The sequence below is a fragment of the Winogradskyella sp. PE311 genome, from assembly GCF_046545555.1.
Taxonomy (GTDB): domain Bacteria; phylum Bacteroidota; class Bacteroidia; order Flavobacteriales; family Flavobacteriaceae; genus Winogradskyella.
Window position 1 is genome coordinate 44,622 of sequence record NZ_JBHZTH010000001.1, and the last position, 17,718, is coordinate 62,339.

The 17,718-nt window shown below is 33.7% G+C and carries 12 protein-coding genes and 1 tRNA gene; 4 read left to right on the forward strand and 9 right to left on the reverse strand.

Annotation, left to right across the window (positions count from 1 at the left end; all coding sequences use genetic code 11):
• Nucleotides 1-11: 11 nt before the first annotated feature.
• Both ACFWU4_RS00195 and ACFWU4_RS00200 read right to left on the reverse strand, forming a co-directional pair.
• Nucleotides 12-3,275, reverse strand: a complete 3,264-nt coding sequence (locus ACFWU4_RS00195) for a TAT-variant-translocated molybdopterin oxidoreductase (RefSeq protein ID WP_411123683.1) — start codon at nt 3,273-3,275, stop codon at nt 12-14.
• A 32-nt stretch (nt 3,276-3,307) separates the two neighbouring features.
• Nucleotides 3,308-4,594, reverse strand: a complete 1,287-nt coding sequence (locus ACFWU4_RS00200) for a c-type cytochrome (protein WP_411123685.1) — start codon at nt 4,592-4,594, stop codon at nt 3,308-3,310.
• 208 nt (nt 4,595-4,802) lie between these two features.
• Between ACFWU4_RS00200 and ACFWU4_RS00205 the strand changes: the two genes are divergently transcribed.
• The gene (locus ACFWU4_RS00205; RefSeq protein WP_411123687.1) at nt 4,803-5,186 is read left to right on the forward strand and encodes an SPOR domain-containing protein; all 384 of its coding nucleotides are present in this window, start codon (nt 4,803-4,805) and stop codon (nt 5,184-5,186) included.
• Between the two features lie 2 nt (nt 5,187-5,188).
• Here the strand turns inward: ACFWU4_RS00205 and ACFWU4_RS00210 are convergent, their stop codons facing one another.
• The 4 genes from ACFWU4_RS00210 to rimP form a co-directional block, all read right to left on the reverse strand.
• Nucleotides 5,189-6,178, reverse strand: a complete 990-nt coding sequence (locus ACFWU4_RS00210) for a hypothetical protein (RefSeq protein WP_411123689.1) — start codon at nt 6,176-6,178, stop codon at nt 5,189-5,191.
• A gap of 57 nt (nt 6,179-6,235) precedes the next feature.
• Nucleotides 6,236-8,968, reverse strand: coding sequence for a translation initiation factor IF-2 (gene infB / locus ACFWU4_RS00215; protein WP_411123691.1), 2,733 nt, complete (start codon nt 8,966-8,968; stop codon nt 6,236-6,238).
• A 69-nt stretch (nt 8,969-9,037) separates the two neighbouring features.
• The gene (nusA, locus tag ACFWU4_RS00220) at nt 9,038-10,270 is read right to left on the reverse strand and encodes a transcription termination factor NusA (RefSeq protein ID WP_411123693.1); all 1,233 of its coding nucleotides are present in this window, start codon (nt 10,268-10,270) and stop codon (nt 9,038-9,040) included.
• A gap of 12 nt (nt 10,271-10,282) precedes the next feature.
• The gene (rimP, locus tag ACFWU4_RS00225; RefSeq protein WP_411123695.1) at nt 10,283-10,747 is read right to left on the reverse strand and encodes a ribosome assembly cofactor RimP; all 465 of its coding nucleotides are present in this window, start codon (nt 10,745-10,747) and stop codon (nt 10,283-10,285) included.
• 152 nt (nt 10,748-10,899) lie between these two features.
• Between rimP and ACFWU4_RS00230 the strand changes: the two genes are divergently transcribed.
• Nucleotides 10,900-11,724 (forward strand): universal stress protein, encoded by an 825-nt coding sequence (locus ACFWU4_RS00230; RefSeq protein ID WP_411123697.1) that lies wholly within the window; start codon nt 10,900-10,902, stop codon nt 11,722-11,724.
• A 55-nt stretch (nt 11,725-11,779) separates the two neighbouring features.
• On the opposite strand, the gene ACFWU4_RS00235 is transcribed toward ACFWU4_RS00230, so the two are convergent.
• A tRNA-Gln gene (locus ACFWU4_RS00235) sits at nt 11,780-11,853 on the reverse strand.
• A 149-nt stretch (nt 11,854-12,002) separates the two neighbouring features.
• On the opposite strand from ACFWU4_RS00235, the gene ACFWU4_RS00240 reads away from it, so the two are divergent.
• Complete coding sequence (locus ACFWU4_RS00240) at nt 12,003-15,416, forward strand: DUF2723 domain-containing protein (protein WP_411123699.1); 3,414 nt, start codon at nt 12,003-12,005, stop codon at nt 15,414-15,416.
• Between the two features lie 6 nt (nt 15,417-15,422).
• Complete coding sequence (locus tag ACFWU4_RS00245; protein ID WP_411123700.1) at nt 15,423-16,052, forward strand: polysaccharide deacetylase family protein; 630 nt, start codon at nt 15,423-15,425, stop codon at nt 16,050-16,052.
• On the opposite strand, the gene ACFWU4_RS00250 is transcribed toward ACFWU4_RS00245, so the two are convergent.
• Together ACFWU4_RS00250 and ACFWU4_RS00255 are read right to left on the reverse strand one after the other, a co-directional pair.
• Complete coding sequence (locus ACFWU4_RS00250; protein WP_411123702.1) at nt 16,049-16,345, reverse strand: thioredoxin family protein; 297 nt, start codon at nt 16,343-16,345, stop codon at nt 16,049-16,051. The two genes, ACFWU4_RS00245 and ACFWU4_RS00250, sit on opposite strands and share 4 nt — an antisense overlap.
• Nucleotides 16,346-16,451: 106 nt before the next feature.
• Nucleotides 16,452-17,687: a metallophosphoesterase gene (locus tag ACFWU4_RS00255; protein WP_411123704.1), complete on the reverse strand. Its 1,236-nt coding sequence runs from the start codon at nt 17,685-17,687 to the stop codon at nt 16,452-16,454.
• Nucleotides 17,688-17,718 lie beyond the last annotated feature (31 nt).

Below are 17,718 nucleotides of genomic sequence, written 5' to 3' on the forward strand. Positions count from 1 at the left end.
TTCTTTATTATTTATGCTTCTGATGTGTTTCTCACTTTTGTCTGATAGATTACGTTTGGTTTAGTCCCTACGCTTTCTAATAAGTGATACATACGATCATCTTCTTTTAATTCTGCAATCTTACTGTCTTTATTATTGATATCACCAAATATCATAGCACCGTTTCCACATGCTGCAGAACAAGCCGTTTGAAATTCTCCATCTTTTACTAATCTTCCATCGCGCTTAGCGTCTAGGATTGTTTTTTGTGTTTTTTGAATACACATAGAACATTTTTCCATTACACCACGAGATCTTACAGTAACATCTGGATTTAATACCATACGCCCTAAATCATCGTTCATATAATAGTCAAACTCATCGTTCTTATTATATAAGAACCAGTTAAAACGACGTACTTTATATGGACAGTTGTTTGCACAATATCTTGTACCTACACAACGATTATATGCCATATGATTCTGACCTTGACGACCATGAGCAGTTGCTGCAACAGGACAAACTGTTTCACAAGGTGCATGATTACAATGTTGACACATTACAGGCTGGAATGCCACCTGTGGATTGTCCGCAGGATCTTCCATCTCACCAAATCCTCCTAAAGATCCATTATCACCGAATAAGCCCGAAAATCCATCTTTCTTAGCATCATCCGCTTCGAATGTTTCTTGATGAGAATAATATCTGTCAATACGCAACCAATGCATATCTCTACTTCTTCTCATTTCAGTCTTACCAACAACAGGAACATTATTTTCTGCATGACATGCAATTACACACGCTCCACAACCCGTACAAGCATTTAAATCAATTGATAAATTAAAATGATGCCCAATTGAACGATCGAATTCATCCCATAAATCAACATCTGGAGATGTTACAGGAGTTTCTATATGATTTAAGGATACTTCTGGAACTTTATTCCAAACATGTTTATCCTTTGTATTGAATACTTCTAAAGTAGTTTCTTTAATGATATCCCCACGACCCATTAATGTATTATGCAATTGCACACAAGCAAACTCATGCATGCCAGATGACTTTTCTAAAGTCACATCTTGTACTGTATTGAAGTCTTGGTATAATGTATAAGCATTAACACCAGTTTTCATTGCTTCCTTTAATGCTGCTGATGTACGACCATAACCAAATGCCATACCAACCGTACCTTTTGCTTGACCTGGTTGAATAATAACTGGTACATTTTCTAATGTTACGCCATTTACAGTAATATTTACGTAACTACCATTTAACCCACCGTTAGCAACATTTTCGTTTACTAACTCCATACTTTCAGCGTCAGCCTTAGATACAGTTACGTAATTATCCCATGTTGTTCTTGTAATCGGATCAGGAAATTCTTGTAACCAAGGATTGTTAGCCTGCTGACCATCTCCCATACCAACTTTGGTATAAAGAGAAAGTTCCATTCCACCTTGAGACTTAGCGGAATTTGCTAGCGCTCGTGCTGCACTACCACCTGACAGAACAGATTCTGCATCTGTCCCATTATTATTTATTGTGGTAGATGTAGTTGTGGTCTGATATTCATCCTTATCTTCATCTTTAATACCAACACCGACTGCTACATCATGTATAATACCTCCAACAAAAGTTCTATCTTTCTTATCTTTTAACTCAGTAGAACTTGTTTCAATAGTTGTTGTTCCAGTGCCTTTATTACCAGATGAGCCAGAAACATAAACACCGTCTTGTACAGCTTTATTGAAGGAAGCTCCATTTAATATGTTACTTGTCCAATATGATTTTAAGAAATCTCTGTAAGAACCAGACTTACCAGTCCAACCCATTAGTACTTCTTGAAATTGCTTTGTATCAAATAACGGACGAATTGTTGGTTGCATCATAGAATAATGACCAGTTTTCAATTCGAAGTCTCCCCAAGATTCTAAATTATGAGGTGCGGCAGCTATATAATCACAATTAACTGATGTCTCATCTTGCTTCATAGAAAAAGCAATAGACAAATCTACTTTTGCCAAACCTTCAGAAAATTCTGATGCATTCGGTAATGTATACATTGGATTAACACCATTCATGATAACGGCTCCAACTTTTCCAGAATTCATATCAGAAATAAATTGCATTACTGCATTATTATTTCCTTCTCTTGTATGTATTGTAGTATTCGGATCAAATGCCTTACTACGTAAGTGCTCATTTAACTCTAAAACTGTAGTTTGTGCATTAACATCTTGTATACCAGATACAACAACAGCATTACTTCCTGCTTCAATTACTTCCTTTGCAGCTGCTTTTACCACCTTATCTAAACCTTCTGATAAAGAACCTGGCAATGCCACACCAGTAACATAGCTATATAGTTTTGCAAGAGCTAATTTTTGCTCACTTGGCTTTAATGGAACGCGCTTGTCTGCATTCGCACCAGTTAAAGACATATTAGACTCAAACTGAATGTGTCTAGACATTTTTCCATGATCTGGAATTCTCTTTGTAGAATATCCAGAATCAAAACCGCCTCCTTGCCAATCGCCTAGAAAATCTGCACCGATTGAAACTATAGTTTTAGCTTTAGAGAAATCGTAATTAGCCATTCCTCTTTTACCATACTTTGCTTTATAAGCATCTAAAGTTTCAGATGCTGAAATAGCATCGTATGCAACATGCTTTACGTTGCCGTATTTTGAAGCGAAATCCGCAACTAATTTATTTGTAGATGGACTTGGCATTGATGATGTTAAAACAACAATTTGTTTACCATCACTAAGTCCATTTAATTTTGAAGATGTTTCAGACATAAATGTTTCCCAAGAAATAGACTCTTCACCTTTCATAGGCGTCTTAACTCTTAGGTTATCATACAATCCTAAAACGGATGCATTAACTCTAGCATTTGCAATACCATTAGTTGCTGCATCTGTATTATTCTCAATTTTTATTGGTCGTCCCTCTCTTGTTTTCACTAAAACACTTGCAAAGTCAAAACCGTTTGCAATTGTAGTTGCATAATAGTTTGCTACACCAGGAATAATCTCCGTAGGCTGCACTACATAAGGAATTGACTTAATAACAGGTCCTTCACAAGCTGCTAATGAAGCTGCAGCTGTACTAAACCCGACGTACTTTAAGAAATCACGACGCGATGTTGATGAAGACTCTAAGGCCTCTTTATCACCTAAAAATTCATCTGTAGGAATTGCTTCCACAAATTCGTTTTGTTGTAGCGTCTCAACAATAGAGCTATTTTCGTTTAGCTCTTCAACACTTTTCCAGTATTTCTTGTTTGATGACATATAATTTTGAATTACTTCTTATTCTTATTTTATTAATAATGACACTTCCCACATTCTAATCCTCCCATTTGCGCCGCAGTTAGCTGCTCAACACCATACTTCTTAGATAGTTGCTCGTGGATTTTAGTGTAATATTCGTTATCCTTCACTTTTACATTTGTCTCTCTATGACAATTAATACACCAGCCCATAGTTAATGGTGAGTGCTGATACATAATCTCCATTTCTTCAACGGGTCCGTGGCAAGTTTGACATTCTATACCAGCAACTGAAACGTGTTGTGAGTGATTAAAATATGCAAAGTCTGGTAAATTATGAATTCTTATCCATTTTACGGGTTTAGAATCACCTGTATATGCAACACCATCCCAACCGACAGCATCATATAATTTTTGAATTTCTGCGTCATAATCTACCCCGTAATCTTTTCCTTCAGCCAAAGTTTCTGGCGCTACATTTGAAATCGATTTATGACAGTTCATACATATGTTAAGAGACGGTATTCCTGAATGCTTACTAACTCTTGCAGACGAATGACAGTACTTACAATCGATACCATTATCACCTGCATGTATTCTGTGCGAATAATGGATTGGCTGAACAGGCTCATAGCCCTGATCATTTCCTACTTGTGACAGATAACCATAAACAAAGTATGCACTACCTAATAAGAAGAAAATAACAGTTACTATCACCAAAAATTGGTTTTCAACAAAAGCTTTCCATAAAGGCTTTCTACTTTCTTTAGTTGCAACTTCTAAACCTTTTGCATCTGCAAAACGTTTTAATGTACGATTTACAAGAATTAAAGCCATTGCTAATAAAGCAAATAATAATGCTAGAGCACCTAATACTAAATCGCTAGAAGCGCCACCTTTGTCTCCCGTTTTTTCCTCCGAACCATTGTCAATGATTACGGGGTCAGGCTTTGGCGCAGCCGTATAAGCTAATATATCTGTAATTTGCTGATCATCTAACTGCGGAAAAGCAGTCATTGCCGTTTTATTGTACTCGTTATAAATTTTTACCGCATATGCATCGCCCGACTTAATCATTGCAGCACTATTACGAATCCAAGAATTAAGCCATGTCCTATCCAAACCTTGTTCTTCTGAAAGTCTTGCTTCTACGTTTCGTAGTGCAGGACCAGTCATTGGCTTGTCTAATTTATGACAGGCTGCACAATTGGCATTAAATAAAGCTTTTCCATTTACAGGATCACCTTCTTGCGCTGTAAGAGAGGTTGAAAACGTGAATAATAAAATGAAACCTAAATAAAGAATATTTGAGGTTAAATTACGGTAGATCACCTGTTTCATATTGTTAGTTGAATTATCTTCTAAACTTTGGTACGATTTTTTCATTTATAGAGAAAAAACATGTTTATAAAAACTCATGCAAAAGTAAGATATAAAGTCGATTTTAGAAATCTTAGAGAAGTGTTAATAACTAATTTATAGTAATTCTAAATAAGATTTTTTAAACAATTTCGTTCATTATAATATCTTTGCATTTAAATACATAATTATGACGTTTAAAACCCAATATTTGACTATCTCAATTTCGATCCTTGCGCTTTCATTTTCGCTCAATGCGCAGCAAGGGGAAGTGCAAATAAGCCAAGACAGTGAGATAGGCAAACTATTAGAATATAAAAAGGATATAAAAACGACGAAAATATATAGGATACAGGTATACCAAAGTGTAGATCCTGATAGGGCACAACGCGAAAAGTCTAATTTCTTAAATTCTTATAGTGAATGGCCAGTAGAAATCGTTTGGAATACACCAAATTATAAGGTTTGGGTCGGTAATTTTGCTACCAGACTAGAAGCCGATAGAGCTTGGGCTAAAATTAAAAAGAAATATATGAATGCGATTATATTTCAACCTAAATTAGATAAGAAATAAATCTACAATCTTCTGAGTCTTCTTTCTAAGGCTCTTATAACTCTAGGAATGATTGGTACGTTTGGTGTAAACCGTTTATTCGGTATGGATTGATTTAAATCATAAATACATTTAAACAACTTTTTTGGCACAGATTTAAAGGTGTTGTGAGATCCATGCATGCTATAATCGCATATTGCGTAGTTGCTATTCTCTTTATTAGTTTTATAAAATGCTGGAGAAGAATCTTTAAAGGTTCTTACCGAAATGTCACAATTATCTACAACGTACATTTCTATTGCAAAACGTAAATAGTTATCTGCAATTTCACCAAACTCATCTTTAAAATCAATATTTGAAAAAAACTTAGGGTTTTCGATTTTATAACTACTATCGTTAGTACAATAAAAAACCGATTTATATTGAAATTGGTTTAATTTATCAATCAAAACATCCGGATTCATGCTTGCATCTAATTTTTTATTTAATCGATCTCCACGTCTTAAATGTAGACCTATTACAGGTTGTTCTAATTGGTCTAATATACGCTCTCCAATTTCCTTTATGTAATCTGGAGCATCAACTATAGGTATAACAAATTTTGCTCCGAATCCATGATACAATCTAGCAAGTGCATTTACTTCATATAAGTTCTTTAATTTCCAGAAATTATCAGTTTTTAATTCTCGCACTACCAACTTATGAGCTGTATCGAAATTGAAAGTTTTAGTCTTGATATATTTAATTGATGCTTCTGAAATAGTACTTCTGATTTCCTCAAATTCTTCCTCTAAAATGTAATCAACTTCAATTTTCTCTAGACTTACATAAGTATCAATCAGATAACTCCAAAATGATTTTCCATTATTATGACTAGACAAAAGTTTAAATTTTGGAACAACAGCTATTCTATTACTCAATTTTGCTTCAGCTAAAAGAATTAAAAGACAAGATCTTCTATCGAGTAAACCTTCAGAAGCTCTTGACGCCGTATTATAATATAAATATTTCATTTTCTATCTAAACTAAAAAAGCGACCAATGGTCGCTTTTTTTTAAATAAATTTTTAATTACTTAAGTTTTTTCTTCACTTCCACTTCTTGGAAAGCCTCTATTACATCTCCTATAACAATGTCATTGAAGCCTTTAATTTGCATACCACAATCGTATCCTTTACCAACTTCCTTAACATCATCTTTAAAGCGTTTTAAAGCGTCTAATTCTCCTGTATGAACGACTACTCCATCTCTAATAATTCTTATACCAGATTTTCTGAAGATTTTACCATTCATCACCATACAACCAGCAATATTTCCGATTTTGGAAACTTTAAATATCTCTCTAATTTCTGCTGTACCAGTAACCTCCTCTTTAACTTCTGGAGATAACATACCTTCCATCGCATCTTTGAGATCGTTAATAGCTGCATATATAATAGAATAAGTTCTAATATCAATTTCTTCCTTATCTGCAATCATTCTTGCATTACCAACTGGTCTTACATTAAATCCAACAATAATAGCGTCAGAAGCGGTTGCTAATAGTACATCACTTTCTGTAATAGCGCCTACACCTTTATGTATAATATTTACTTGTATCTCCTCTGTAGATAACTTTTGGAATGAATCCGTTAATGCTTCAACAGATCCGTCAACATCACCTTTAAGAATAATATTTAACTCTTGGAAATCACCAAGTGCAATACGTCTTCCAATTTCATCAAGCGTAATATGACGTTGTGTTCTAACAGACTGTTCACGCTGTAATTGTGTACGCTTTGTGGCAATTTGTTTAGCTTCTCGTTCATCTTGGAAGACATTAAATTTATCACCTGCTTGAGGTGCTCCATCTAAACCAAGAATCGAAACTGGGGTAGCAGGACCAGCTTCAGCAATATCATTTCCTCGTTCATCTTGCATTGCTTTAACTTTACCACTATTTTTCCCAGCTAAAACATAATCACCAATTCTTAAAGTACCTGCTTGTACAAGGATTGTTGACACATAACCTCTTCCTTTATCTAAATATGCTTCTACTACCGTTCCGTTAGCCGCTTTATTAGGGTTTGCTTTTAGTTCTAACAATTCAGCTTCTAATAGGACTTTTTCTAAAAGCTCTTTTACACCAGTACCCATTTTTGCTGAAATATCATGAGATTGAATTTTCCCACCCCAATCTTCGACTAGAAGATTCATTGCAGCTAAACCTTCTTTTACTTTTTCTGGATTAGCATCTGGTTTATCAATTTTATTTATTGCAAATACAATTGGAACACCTGCTGCTTGGGCATGTGAAATAGCCTCTTTAGTTTGTGGCATTATAGCATCATCAGCAGCTACAACAATTATTGCAATATCTGTAACTTGAGCACCACGAGCACGCATCGCCGTAAAAGCTTCGTGACCTGGTGTATCTAAAAACGCTATTTCTTGACCATTTTCGAGCTCAACACCGTATGCACCAATATGCTGTGTAATACCACCCGATTCTCCGGCAATAACATTTTCTTCCCTGATATAATCAAGCAAAGATGTTTTACCATGATCAACGTGACCCATAACCGTTACTATAGGTGCACGAGGTTTTAAATCTTTTGGATCATCTTCTACTTCTTCTATTGATTCTTCTAAATCTGAAGTCACAAATTCTACTCCATAACCAAATTCCTCTGCAACAATAGTTAGCGTTTCTGCATCGAGTCTTTGGTTCATAGTTACCATCATCCCTAAAGACATACATGCCGATATAACTTCCGTTACACCAACCTCCATCATAGTAGCAATTTCGCTAACAGTTACAAACTCAGTTACCTTTATTGTTTTACTTTCTGCTGCTGCAATTTCTTGATCTATTGCTGATTGCTCGCGATGTTGATCTCTTTTTTCTCTACGGTATTTTGCTCCTTTACCTTTATTAGACTTTCCTTGAAGTTTCTCTAAAGTTTCACGTATTTGCTTTTGAACGTCTGCTTCACTTGGCTCTTCTTTAACTGTTTTAGGCCTCGTGTTACCTCCTCTTCCTTTATTTCCACCGCGTCTGTTATCAAAATTAGGTTTGCCGCCTGCATTGTTGCCACCTTTACTTATACGTCTTCTTTTCTTTTTATTATCTGCAGAAGCTGCTGGCTTTTTCTCGTCTTTCTTCTTTTTTGGCTTTTTAAACTGCGAAAGATCTATCTTTTTACCAACAGGTTTTGGGCCTGACAGTTTTTTGTATTGTGTTTTAAGAGTTTCCTCGGCTGGCTCACCATCTTCACCTTCCTTGGCTAATTTTTCTTTTCTAGTCTCAACCTTGTCCTCTTGTTTTTGTTGTGCAACTTTAGGCTCTTCTTTAATTACAGGTTTTTCCTTCTTAGCTTCAGGTTCTTTTTTACTTTTAACCTCTTCAGTTTTTGGCTTTTCTTTTGGCGCTTCTTTTTCTTCCTCTACAGCTTTTGGCTTATCCTTATTTAAGTCTATTTTACCAACCTTTTTAGGCCCACTTAGCTCCGCTTTTGCTTTAACTACAGCTTGTTTCTCAGCTTCCCTTTCCGCATCTCTCTTTTCTTTCTCTTCAATTTCGCGTTCTCGTTTTTCGCGAAGCGCTTCTTTTTCTTTGAATTTTGCTTCACTAACTTCTTGAGCTTTTTCACGCTTAGTTGCATCCGTCTGAAATTCATCAGATAGCGTATCATAAACCTCTTGCGAAATCTTTGTATTAGGACTTTTCTCTATTTCGATACCTTTGGATTCTAAAAAATCCACAGCACGATCTAAAGAGATATTCAGTTCTCGTAATACTTTATTAATTCTAATTTGAGCCATAAATTGCCTGTAATATACTTAAATCTGTTTTATCAATTCAACTTCATTGGTGTTAAAGTTAAATTACTACTAGTCTTCAAACTCTTCTTTAAGAATTCTAACAACTTCTAATATAGTTTCTTCTTCTAAATCTGTACGTTTTACCAAATCATCAATGTCTTGCTCCAAGATACTTTTTGCAGTATCCAAACCAGCTTTACTAAATTCATCAATAATCCAAGAATCAATTTCATCAGAGAATTCTTTTAATTCAACATCCTCTTCTGCTCCTTCTCTAAATACATCAATTTCATAACCGGTTAATTGACCTGCTAAGCGTATATTATGCCCACCACGACCAATTGCTTTTGAAACCTCTTCTGGTTTTAATAATACCTCAGCACGCATATTTTCTTCATCTAACTTTAGTGATGTTACACGTGCAGGGCTTAAAGCTCTTGTTACAAATAGCTGAACGTTATTTGTATAATTTATCACATCAATATTTTCGTTACCCAATTCGCGTACAATTCCATGGATTCTAGAACCTTTCATACCTACACAAGCTCCAACTGGGTCGATTCTGTCATCATAAGAATCTACTGCTACCTTTGCTTTTTCACCTGGTATACGAACTACCTTTTTAACCGAAATTAAACCGTCAAAAACTTCAGGAATTTCTTGCTCAAATAATTTCTCTAAAAACACTGGTGATGTTCTAGACATTATAATTGCTGGTTTACTTCCTTTTAGTTCTACACTTTCAATAATTCCTCTAACATTTTCTCCTTTTCTAAAGAAATCTGAAGGAATTTGTCTGTCTTTAGGCAATATAATTTCATTACCATCATCGTCTAATAAAATAATAGCTCTATGACGTATATGATGAACCTCTGCTGTATAGATCTCCCCTTCTAATTCTTTAAAGTGCTTATAAATATTAGTGTTATCATGCTCATGAATTTTAGAAATTAAGTTTTGCCTTAATGCTAAAATAGAACGTCTACCTAAATCAATAAGTTTAACTTCTTCTGCAACATCTTCACCAACTTCAAAATCTGGTTCTATTTTTTGAGCTTCTGATAATTCAATTTCCTGATTTGGTTCTTCCACTTCACCATTAGCCACAACAATACGGTTTCTCCATATTTCTAAATCACCTTTATCTGGGTTTATAATGATATCAAAGTTATCATCATCACCATATTTTTTCTTTAATGCATTACGCAACACATCTTCAAGAATCGCCATCAGCGTAACTCTGTCTATTAATTTATCGTCCTTAAATTCTGAAAATGATTCAATTAACGCTACATTCTCCATAATTGATATGAATTAAAATTTTATTTTAACTTTTGCTTCTTTAATATTTTTAAAGGCAACATTTGCCTCTTTTTTTACTGTCACTTTACCTTTACCTACTGGCTTTGGTTCTCTGGCTTTCCACTTTAAAACGAGTCCTTCTTCATTTACCTCTGTCAATTGACCTTCTATCTTTTCCCCGTCATTGGTATTAATCTCCAGATATCTCCCAACATGCTTTTTATATTGTCTAGGTAAAACTAATGGTGTTGACGCACCAGATGATAATACCTCTAGAGAAAAATCGTGTTCATCTCTATCTATGTTATGTTCAATTCCTCTGCTAATGTACATACAATCTTCAACCAACACGCCATTATCACCGTCTATTACAACCTTGATGGCATTATCGCTCGAAACACTAAAATCTATCAAAAATAAATCTTGACGTTCTTCCAACGCATTTTTCAGTAAATCTTCTACTATTTTTTTGAACATTTCTAAATATAAAAAGAGAGGACTTTTCGTCCTCTCGCGTATTCATTTCCGTAAATAACGATGCAAATATACAACATTTATATTGATTTTTCAAAGCTTGATTGAATGGAATTATTTTCTTAAATTTATGAGACTAACTAATCAATACTATTATGAAAAGGATACTGGTTCCGACGGATTTCTCAGAACAAGCCGAAAATGCTTTAAAAGTAGCAGCAATGTTAGCAAAAAAGCAAGATGCTGAAATTTATTTATTACATATGATGGAAATACCTATGCAACAAATAGATCCTGGTGCGGTTAGAAGTGATATTCCTGAAACTCTATTTTTTATGAAGTTAGCCCATAAAAAGTTTGAAGATTTAATGGATAGCGATTTTTTAGAGGGAATTACGGTGCATGAAACTGTTAAAGCTGACATTACATTTAATGAAATTAAAGATTCTTGCAAAGAACTCAATATAGATTTAATAGTAATGGGTTCTCATGGTGCATCTGGGCTAAAGGAAATGTTTATAGGATCTAACGCAGAAAAGGTAGTACGCTCATCTGATGTGCCTGTTTTAGTTATAAAAAACCAGCACAGTAGTTTTAGAATTAGAAATTTTGTTTTTGCATCTGACTTTAAAAACGATAACAAAAAAACCTATGAACAAGCTGTAGAGTTTGCCATTTTATTAGATGCAAAAATTCACCTTCTTATGGTTAATACTGCTAATAATTTTATTACTACCTATGATTCTAAAAATCGTATTAATGATTTTATTTCAGGTCAAAATTTTAAAAATTATACTATAAACATACATAATGATACAACCGTAGAGCAAGGAATTCTTAATTTTTCCAAAGAGATTGATGCAGAACTTATTGGCATTAGTACTCATGGAAGACAAGGGATTGCTCACTTTTTTAACACCAGCATAAGTGAGGATTTAGTTAATCACGCTAAACGACCCGTAATAACATTTAAGATTTAATCAAGTCCAATTAACTATAAATAAAAAATCCTAATCGTATGATTAGGATTTTTTGTTGGCCCACTAGGTTTCGAACCTAGACTCTTCGGTACCAAAAACCGATGTGTTAGCCAGTTACACCATGGGCCAATCTCTCAAAAGAGGATGCAAATTTAAAACAAAGTTTCACTTGGACAAAAAAAATTAAGAAAATAATTGAAAATACTTAACGTTAACTTAAAAATGTAGGCGTTACTATAATAATTAGTAAATTCGCCAGCACTATTAAGCGCAGTTTTATGACAGATTTTAACTTTAAAAAGTGGAATAATATATTAGCATGGTCAGTATTTGTAATAGCATTTGCAGTTTATGCTCTAACTATTGAGCCTACGGTGAGTTTTTGGGATGCTGGTGAGTATATTTTAACATCATCAAAGTTGCAAGTAGGACATCCTCCGGGAGCACCATTGTTTCAGATGATGGGAGCATTCTTTTCAATGTTTGCCTTAGAACCTTCTCAGATTGGTATGATAATGAATATGATGAGTGGAGTGGCCAGTGCTTTTACAATTCTTTTTATGTTTTGGACGATCAGCTTATTATTAACTAAACTCGTTAAGTACAATAAAGATTCTAACGATTCTAACGATTCTAAAGGATATGCTATTTTAGGAAGTGCTTTTGTTGGTAGTTTGGCATTTACATTTACTGATTCTTTTTGGTTTAATGCTGTTGAAACAGAGGTATATGCAATGGCAACACTTATTATGGCTGTGATGTTTTACTTAGCGCTTCGCTGGGAACAAGATATGCATAAGCCAAGAGGTAATCGTTGGCTCGTACTTATTGCTTTTGTAATTGGTTTATCCTTTGGTGTTCATTTCATGGGACTATTAACTATTCCTGCAATCGGACTCATTTATTATTTTAAAAATTACAAAACAATCACCGTAAAAAGTTTCATAATTGCCAATATTGCATCAGCAGCTATTTTATTATTTATATTCAAATTATTATTACCGTCTACCTTAAAACTTTTTGGTAATCTCGAAGTGTTTTTTGTAAACTCTATAGGTTTACCTTTTAATTCTGGTACGATTATAACAGCATTAATAGTTATAGCTTTATTCTATTTTGGATTGAATTTTACTCGTAAAAAAGGTATGTTACATGCTAATACTTTAGTGCTTTGTTTACTTTTTATTTTTATAGGCTTTTCATCTTGGATGATGTTACCTATTCGTGCAAATGCGAATGTAATAATTAACGAAAATGATCCTTCTGATGCTCGAGAATTATTGGCATATTACAACTTAGAGCAATATCCCGAAACACATTTATTTTACGGCCCACAGTTTACAGAGATTTACTCAGGTGCGGATAAAGACGAACCTTTTGTCGATGATAAAAAGAATTATGAACGTGACGAAGAAACGGGTAAATACGTTATAATTAATGATTGGGAAGGCACAAAACAAAATTATAACCACGAGCATGCAGCTCCTTTACCAAGAATGTGGAGTAGTGAACATGCAGATAATTATATGATGTTCACGGGTTTAATTAATTTTAAAGTCAATCCTAACCTACAAACACGAACTTACAACGAAGCTCTTAACTATGGACTATCAGAAGAAGAAGCTGGTCAATATGCTCTGCAAGAAAAAAGACGCTTTGATAAAATAGTCAACGATTTTAGAATGCGTATAAGAAATGGAGATGTTGATTATGAAGATTATGACCAATTCCTTAGACGATATGGACAACAGTACTTGGAAATTGAAAAACCTTCCTTTGGTGATAATGTTGCGTATATGTTTCAATATCAATTTGGCTATATGTATTGGAGATATTTCATGTGGAATTTTACGGGTCGTCAAAACGATATTCAAGGAAAATATGATGATTTTAATGGTAATTGGATTTCTGGTATTAAACCAATCGATGCGATTCATTTAGGCTTATCTCAAGACAATTTAACGACAGATGTACTTGAAAACAAAGCAAGAAACACCTATTATTTCTTACCCTTATTACTAGGACTCGTTGGATTTTTCTTTTTAATGTATACTGATGCCAAACGCTTTTGGGTATTATTAGTTTTCTTTTTATTAACTGGTATTGCTATACAATTTTACACCAATGTTAGACCTTTTGAACCTCGTGAAAGAGACTATTCTGTTGTTGGCTCATTTTATGTTTTCGCCATTTGGATTGGTTTTGGGGTTTATGCCATTTATGATCTTTTAAAAGCCAATGTAAAATCAAAACTTTTAGCACCAATAATTTCATTGGCTTGCTTAATTATTGTACCTGGTGTTTTAGCCGCGAATAATTGGGATGATCATGACCGATCTGGGAAACATACGGCGAATGCAATGGCTCGTAAATATTTAGAATCTTGCGCACCGAATGCTATACTTTTTACTATTGGAGATAACGATTCATTCCCACTATGGTATTTGCAAGAAATTGAAGGTGTTCGCACCGATGTTCGTGTTGTAAATACAAGTCTATTTCAAACAGATTGGTACATAGACCAAATGAAGCGTAAAGCTTATGAAAGTGATCCTATACCCTCTCAACTTACCCATAAACAATATAGAGGTGGAACCAGAGATGTTATAATCTACAGAGAAATCAGCAAGCAAATTGCTAATGACACTTTAGATATTAAAGAATTTATGAATTTTGTTTCTAGTGATAAACCTAGTACAAAATTTAAATATGTCATCGAGAAACAAGGCGAAGATCCTAGACAATATCCAGGACATCTATTAAATACAAATTATTTTCCGTCTCGTCATATTAGAGTGCCAGTTGATAAGGCTACTGTTCTAAAAAATGGTATCGTAAAAGCAAAAGACGCGGATAAAATTGAAGCTAATTTATTTGCGGATATTGAAGGTAGTTATATCTATAAGAATAGATTGTTAATGTTAGATATTATAGCAAACAATAATTGGGAACGACCAATCTATTTTACTGGTGGTGCTTTTGGCGCAGATGATTATGTATGGCTTAAGGATTACTTACAACTCGATGGTATGTGTTATAAACTTGTTCCGATCAAGACGGCTGTAGATAGGGCTAATCCTTATGATATGGGACGTGTTGACCCGGAATTAATGTACGACATGGTAAAAACATGGGAATGGGGAGGCAGTGGAGAAAATATTTATCATGATATAGAAACTAGAAGAAATGGCATAACCTACAGAGGAAATCTAGCGCGTTTAATGGAAGCATTGATTAATGAAGATAAATTAGATAAGGCAGAGGAAATTGCTGACATAGCCATGGACAAAATGCCTGTAGATAAATTTGGATTCTATTCCTTACTAGAACCTTATATTAGCGCGTATTATCAGATAGGTAATATGGAAAAAGGAAGAGCACTTTACAAGGATGTTTCAAAAAAATATCAAGAAAATCTTATGTATTTTAGCGGCTTAGATGAAGAAGATCAGATTCGATTAATAGAAGATATCTATTTAGATATTCAGAGATACAGGTCCTTAGTCGACATCTTAGTAGTCTATAATGATAAAGATTTTGCGTTAGAAGAAACTAAAAAGTTTAATAGTTATTTAGGCTTACTAGATAAATTATTAGGACCATCTGAAGAAGAACCTGCTCCCAGAGAAGATTTAGATATTAATGCTATCTTAAATGATACTATAAATAATTCTATTTCACCAGAAGAATAGAAAATCATGCAGATTATACCAGCAAAAACACCTGGATTTGTAAAAACACTATTTCCAAATTTTGTCTGGAATGTTGATACCCAAAATAAAGAACTCTACCTCACTTTTGACGACGGACCTACTCCAGAGATCACAGATTGGGTACTTCAACTTTTATCAAATTATGATGCAAAAGCTACATTCTTTTGTATTGGAAATAATATAGAAAAATACCCTGAGATATTTCAAAATATAACTAAAGATGGTCACACTATAGGGAATCACACTTTTAATCATTTAAAAGGCTGGAAACATAAGACTAAAGCTTACGTAAAAGATGTTAAAAAGACACAAGATTTAATAACTTCGAACTCCTCAAATCTTTTTAGACCACCATATGGTAAGTTTAAAACAAAACAAAGCAAGCAACTCTTAAAAATGGGTTATAAAATTATTCTTTGGGATGTTTTGTCCTATGATTGGGATAAAACAGTTAGTGAAAAAGCTTGTTTAAATAATGTTATATCTGCGGCAAAGGAAGGAAGTATAATTGTTTTTCATGATAGTATAAAAGCTTCACATAATTTAAAATATGCCCTACCAAAAATTCTAGATCATTATACTCGAAGAGGGTATGTGTTTAAAGCATTAATTTAGATATACTCTTGTATAATACCAATTAATGTATTTGCATCTTGTTCACCACTTTGACGCCATTTCATTTCACCATTTTTGTAAATGATTAACGTTGGTAAGCCTTTAACTCTTAGAGCCTCAGCTAAATCTTTATTTTTATCGACATCTATTTTTATAACTTTAGCTTTATCGCCTAAAGCAGCAGCAACATCTCTTAGTACAGGATGCATAGCAACGGATAGATCATTCATTTCCGTATAGAAATCTAATAGTACCGGAATATCGACATCTATTAATTCTCCAAATTTTGACATACCTTATAGTTTTAGTCAAACGTATTTAAAAAACCTACATATATTTTAATCAGTAAAAGATAGTACGTTCGTAATGAGTTACATAAAAATAAGCAATTGCTAGCAATTATGCTTCCTTTTTTCCCTTTTTAAGCTCTATCACAGTTATTTCTGGCCAAATCCCAACACGACCTGGAAATGCCAAATAGCCAAACCCTCTATTTACATTAATGTATTGACCTAATTCTTCATAAATACCAGCCCAATGTTTATAACGCCATTTTACAGGACTCCACTTAAACCAACCTGGTATCTCAATACCGAACTGCATGCCGTGCGTATGACCACTTAATGTTAAGTGATAATGATATGAATCTTTAACCACTTCTTCATCCCAATGACTAGGATCATGACTCATTAATATCTTAAAATCATCTTGATCTATAGAAGCCGAGGCTTTCTTTAAATCACCTGCCTTTTTAAAACCACCTTTTCCCCAATTCTCAACACCAACTAACGCAATACGTTGCCCTTCTTTTTCGATAAATCTATTTTCATTTAGCAATAAATCGAATCCAATGTCTTTCTGCAGTGTTTTTAAATCTTCTAAATTTTGCCTTTTATCTTCATCAGAATTCCAATTTATATAATCACCATAATCATGATTTCCTAGGACAGAATATAAACCGTCTTTTGCTTTTAGTTTTTTAAATATATCAATATAAGGAACCATTTCTGTTGCCTTATTGTTTACCATGTCTCCAGTAAATAATATAACATCTGATTGCTGCTGATTAATTAAGTCAATAGCATAGTCAACTTTATCTATATTATCAAAACTGCCTGAATGTACATCGCTAATTTGCGTTAACTTATAACCATCAAATGCATCAGGCAAATCTTCAAAATGTAGTGTATAATTCAGAACTTTAAAATTATATTTTCCTCTATATATTCCATATAAAATAGACGCAAAAGGAATAGCCGCTAGCCCTAATGCAATTTGACTTACAAATTTTCTTCTCCCTGAGAAAGCAACTTTTTCAATATTAGAGGACTTAATATAGTTGCTATTTAAAAAAGAAAATAATCTAAAAATGTCTTCACCCAATAAAGTTAAACCGATGATAATTTTTGGTACGTATATTAGAACAATGAATGTAAATGCTAAAGAAAATCTAAATGGTATGCCATTAGATCGATCAAAAGAAAAAATTTGAAAAATAAAATTACCAATAACGCCAATGGTAAATAACCAGTAAATAATAGACCAAATATTACCCTTAACAAGTGCTCTAAATGCCTGAAAAGCATAATAATCGAGAACTACAACAATTAAAATAAAGATTATCCAACGGATCATATATAAAATTTAATTCACGAAGATACTAATA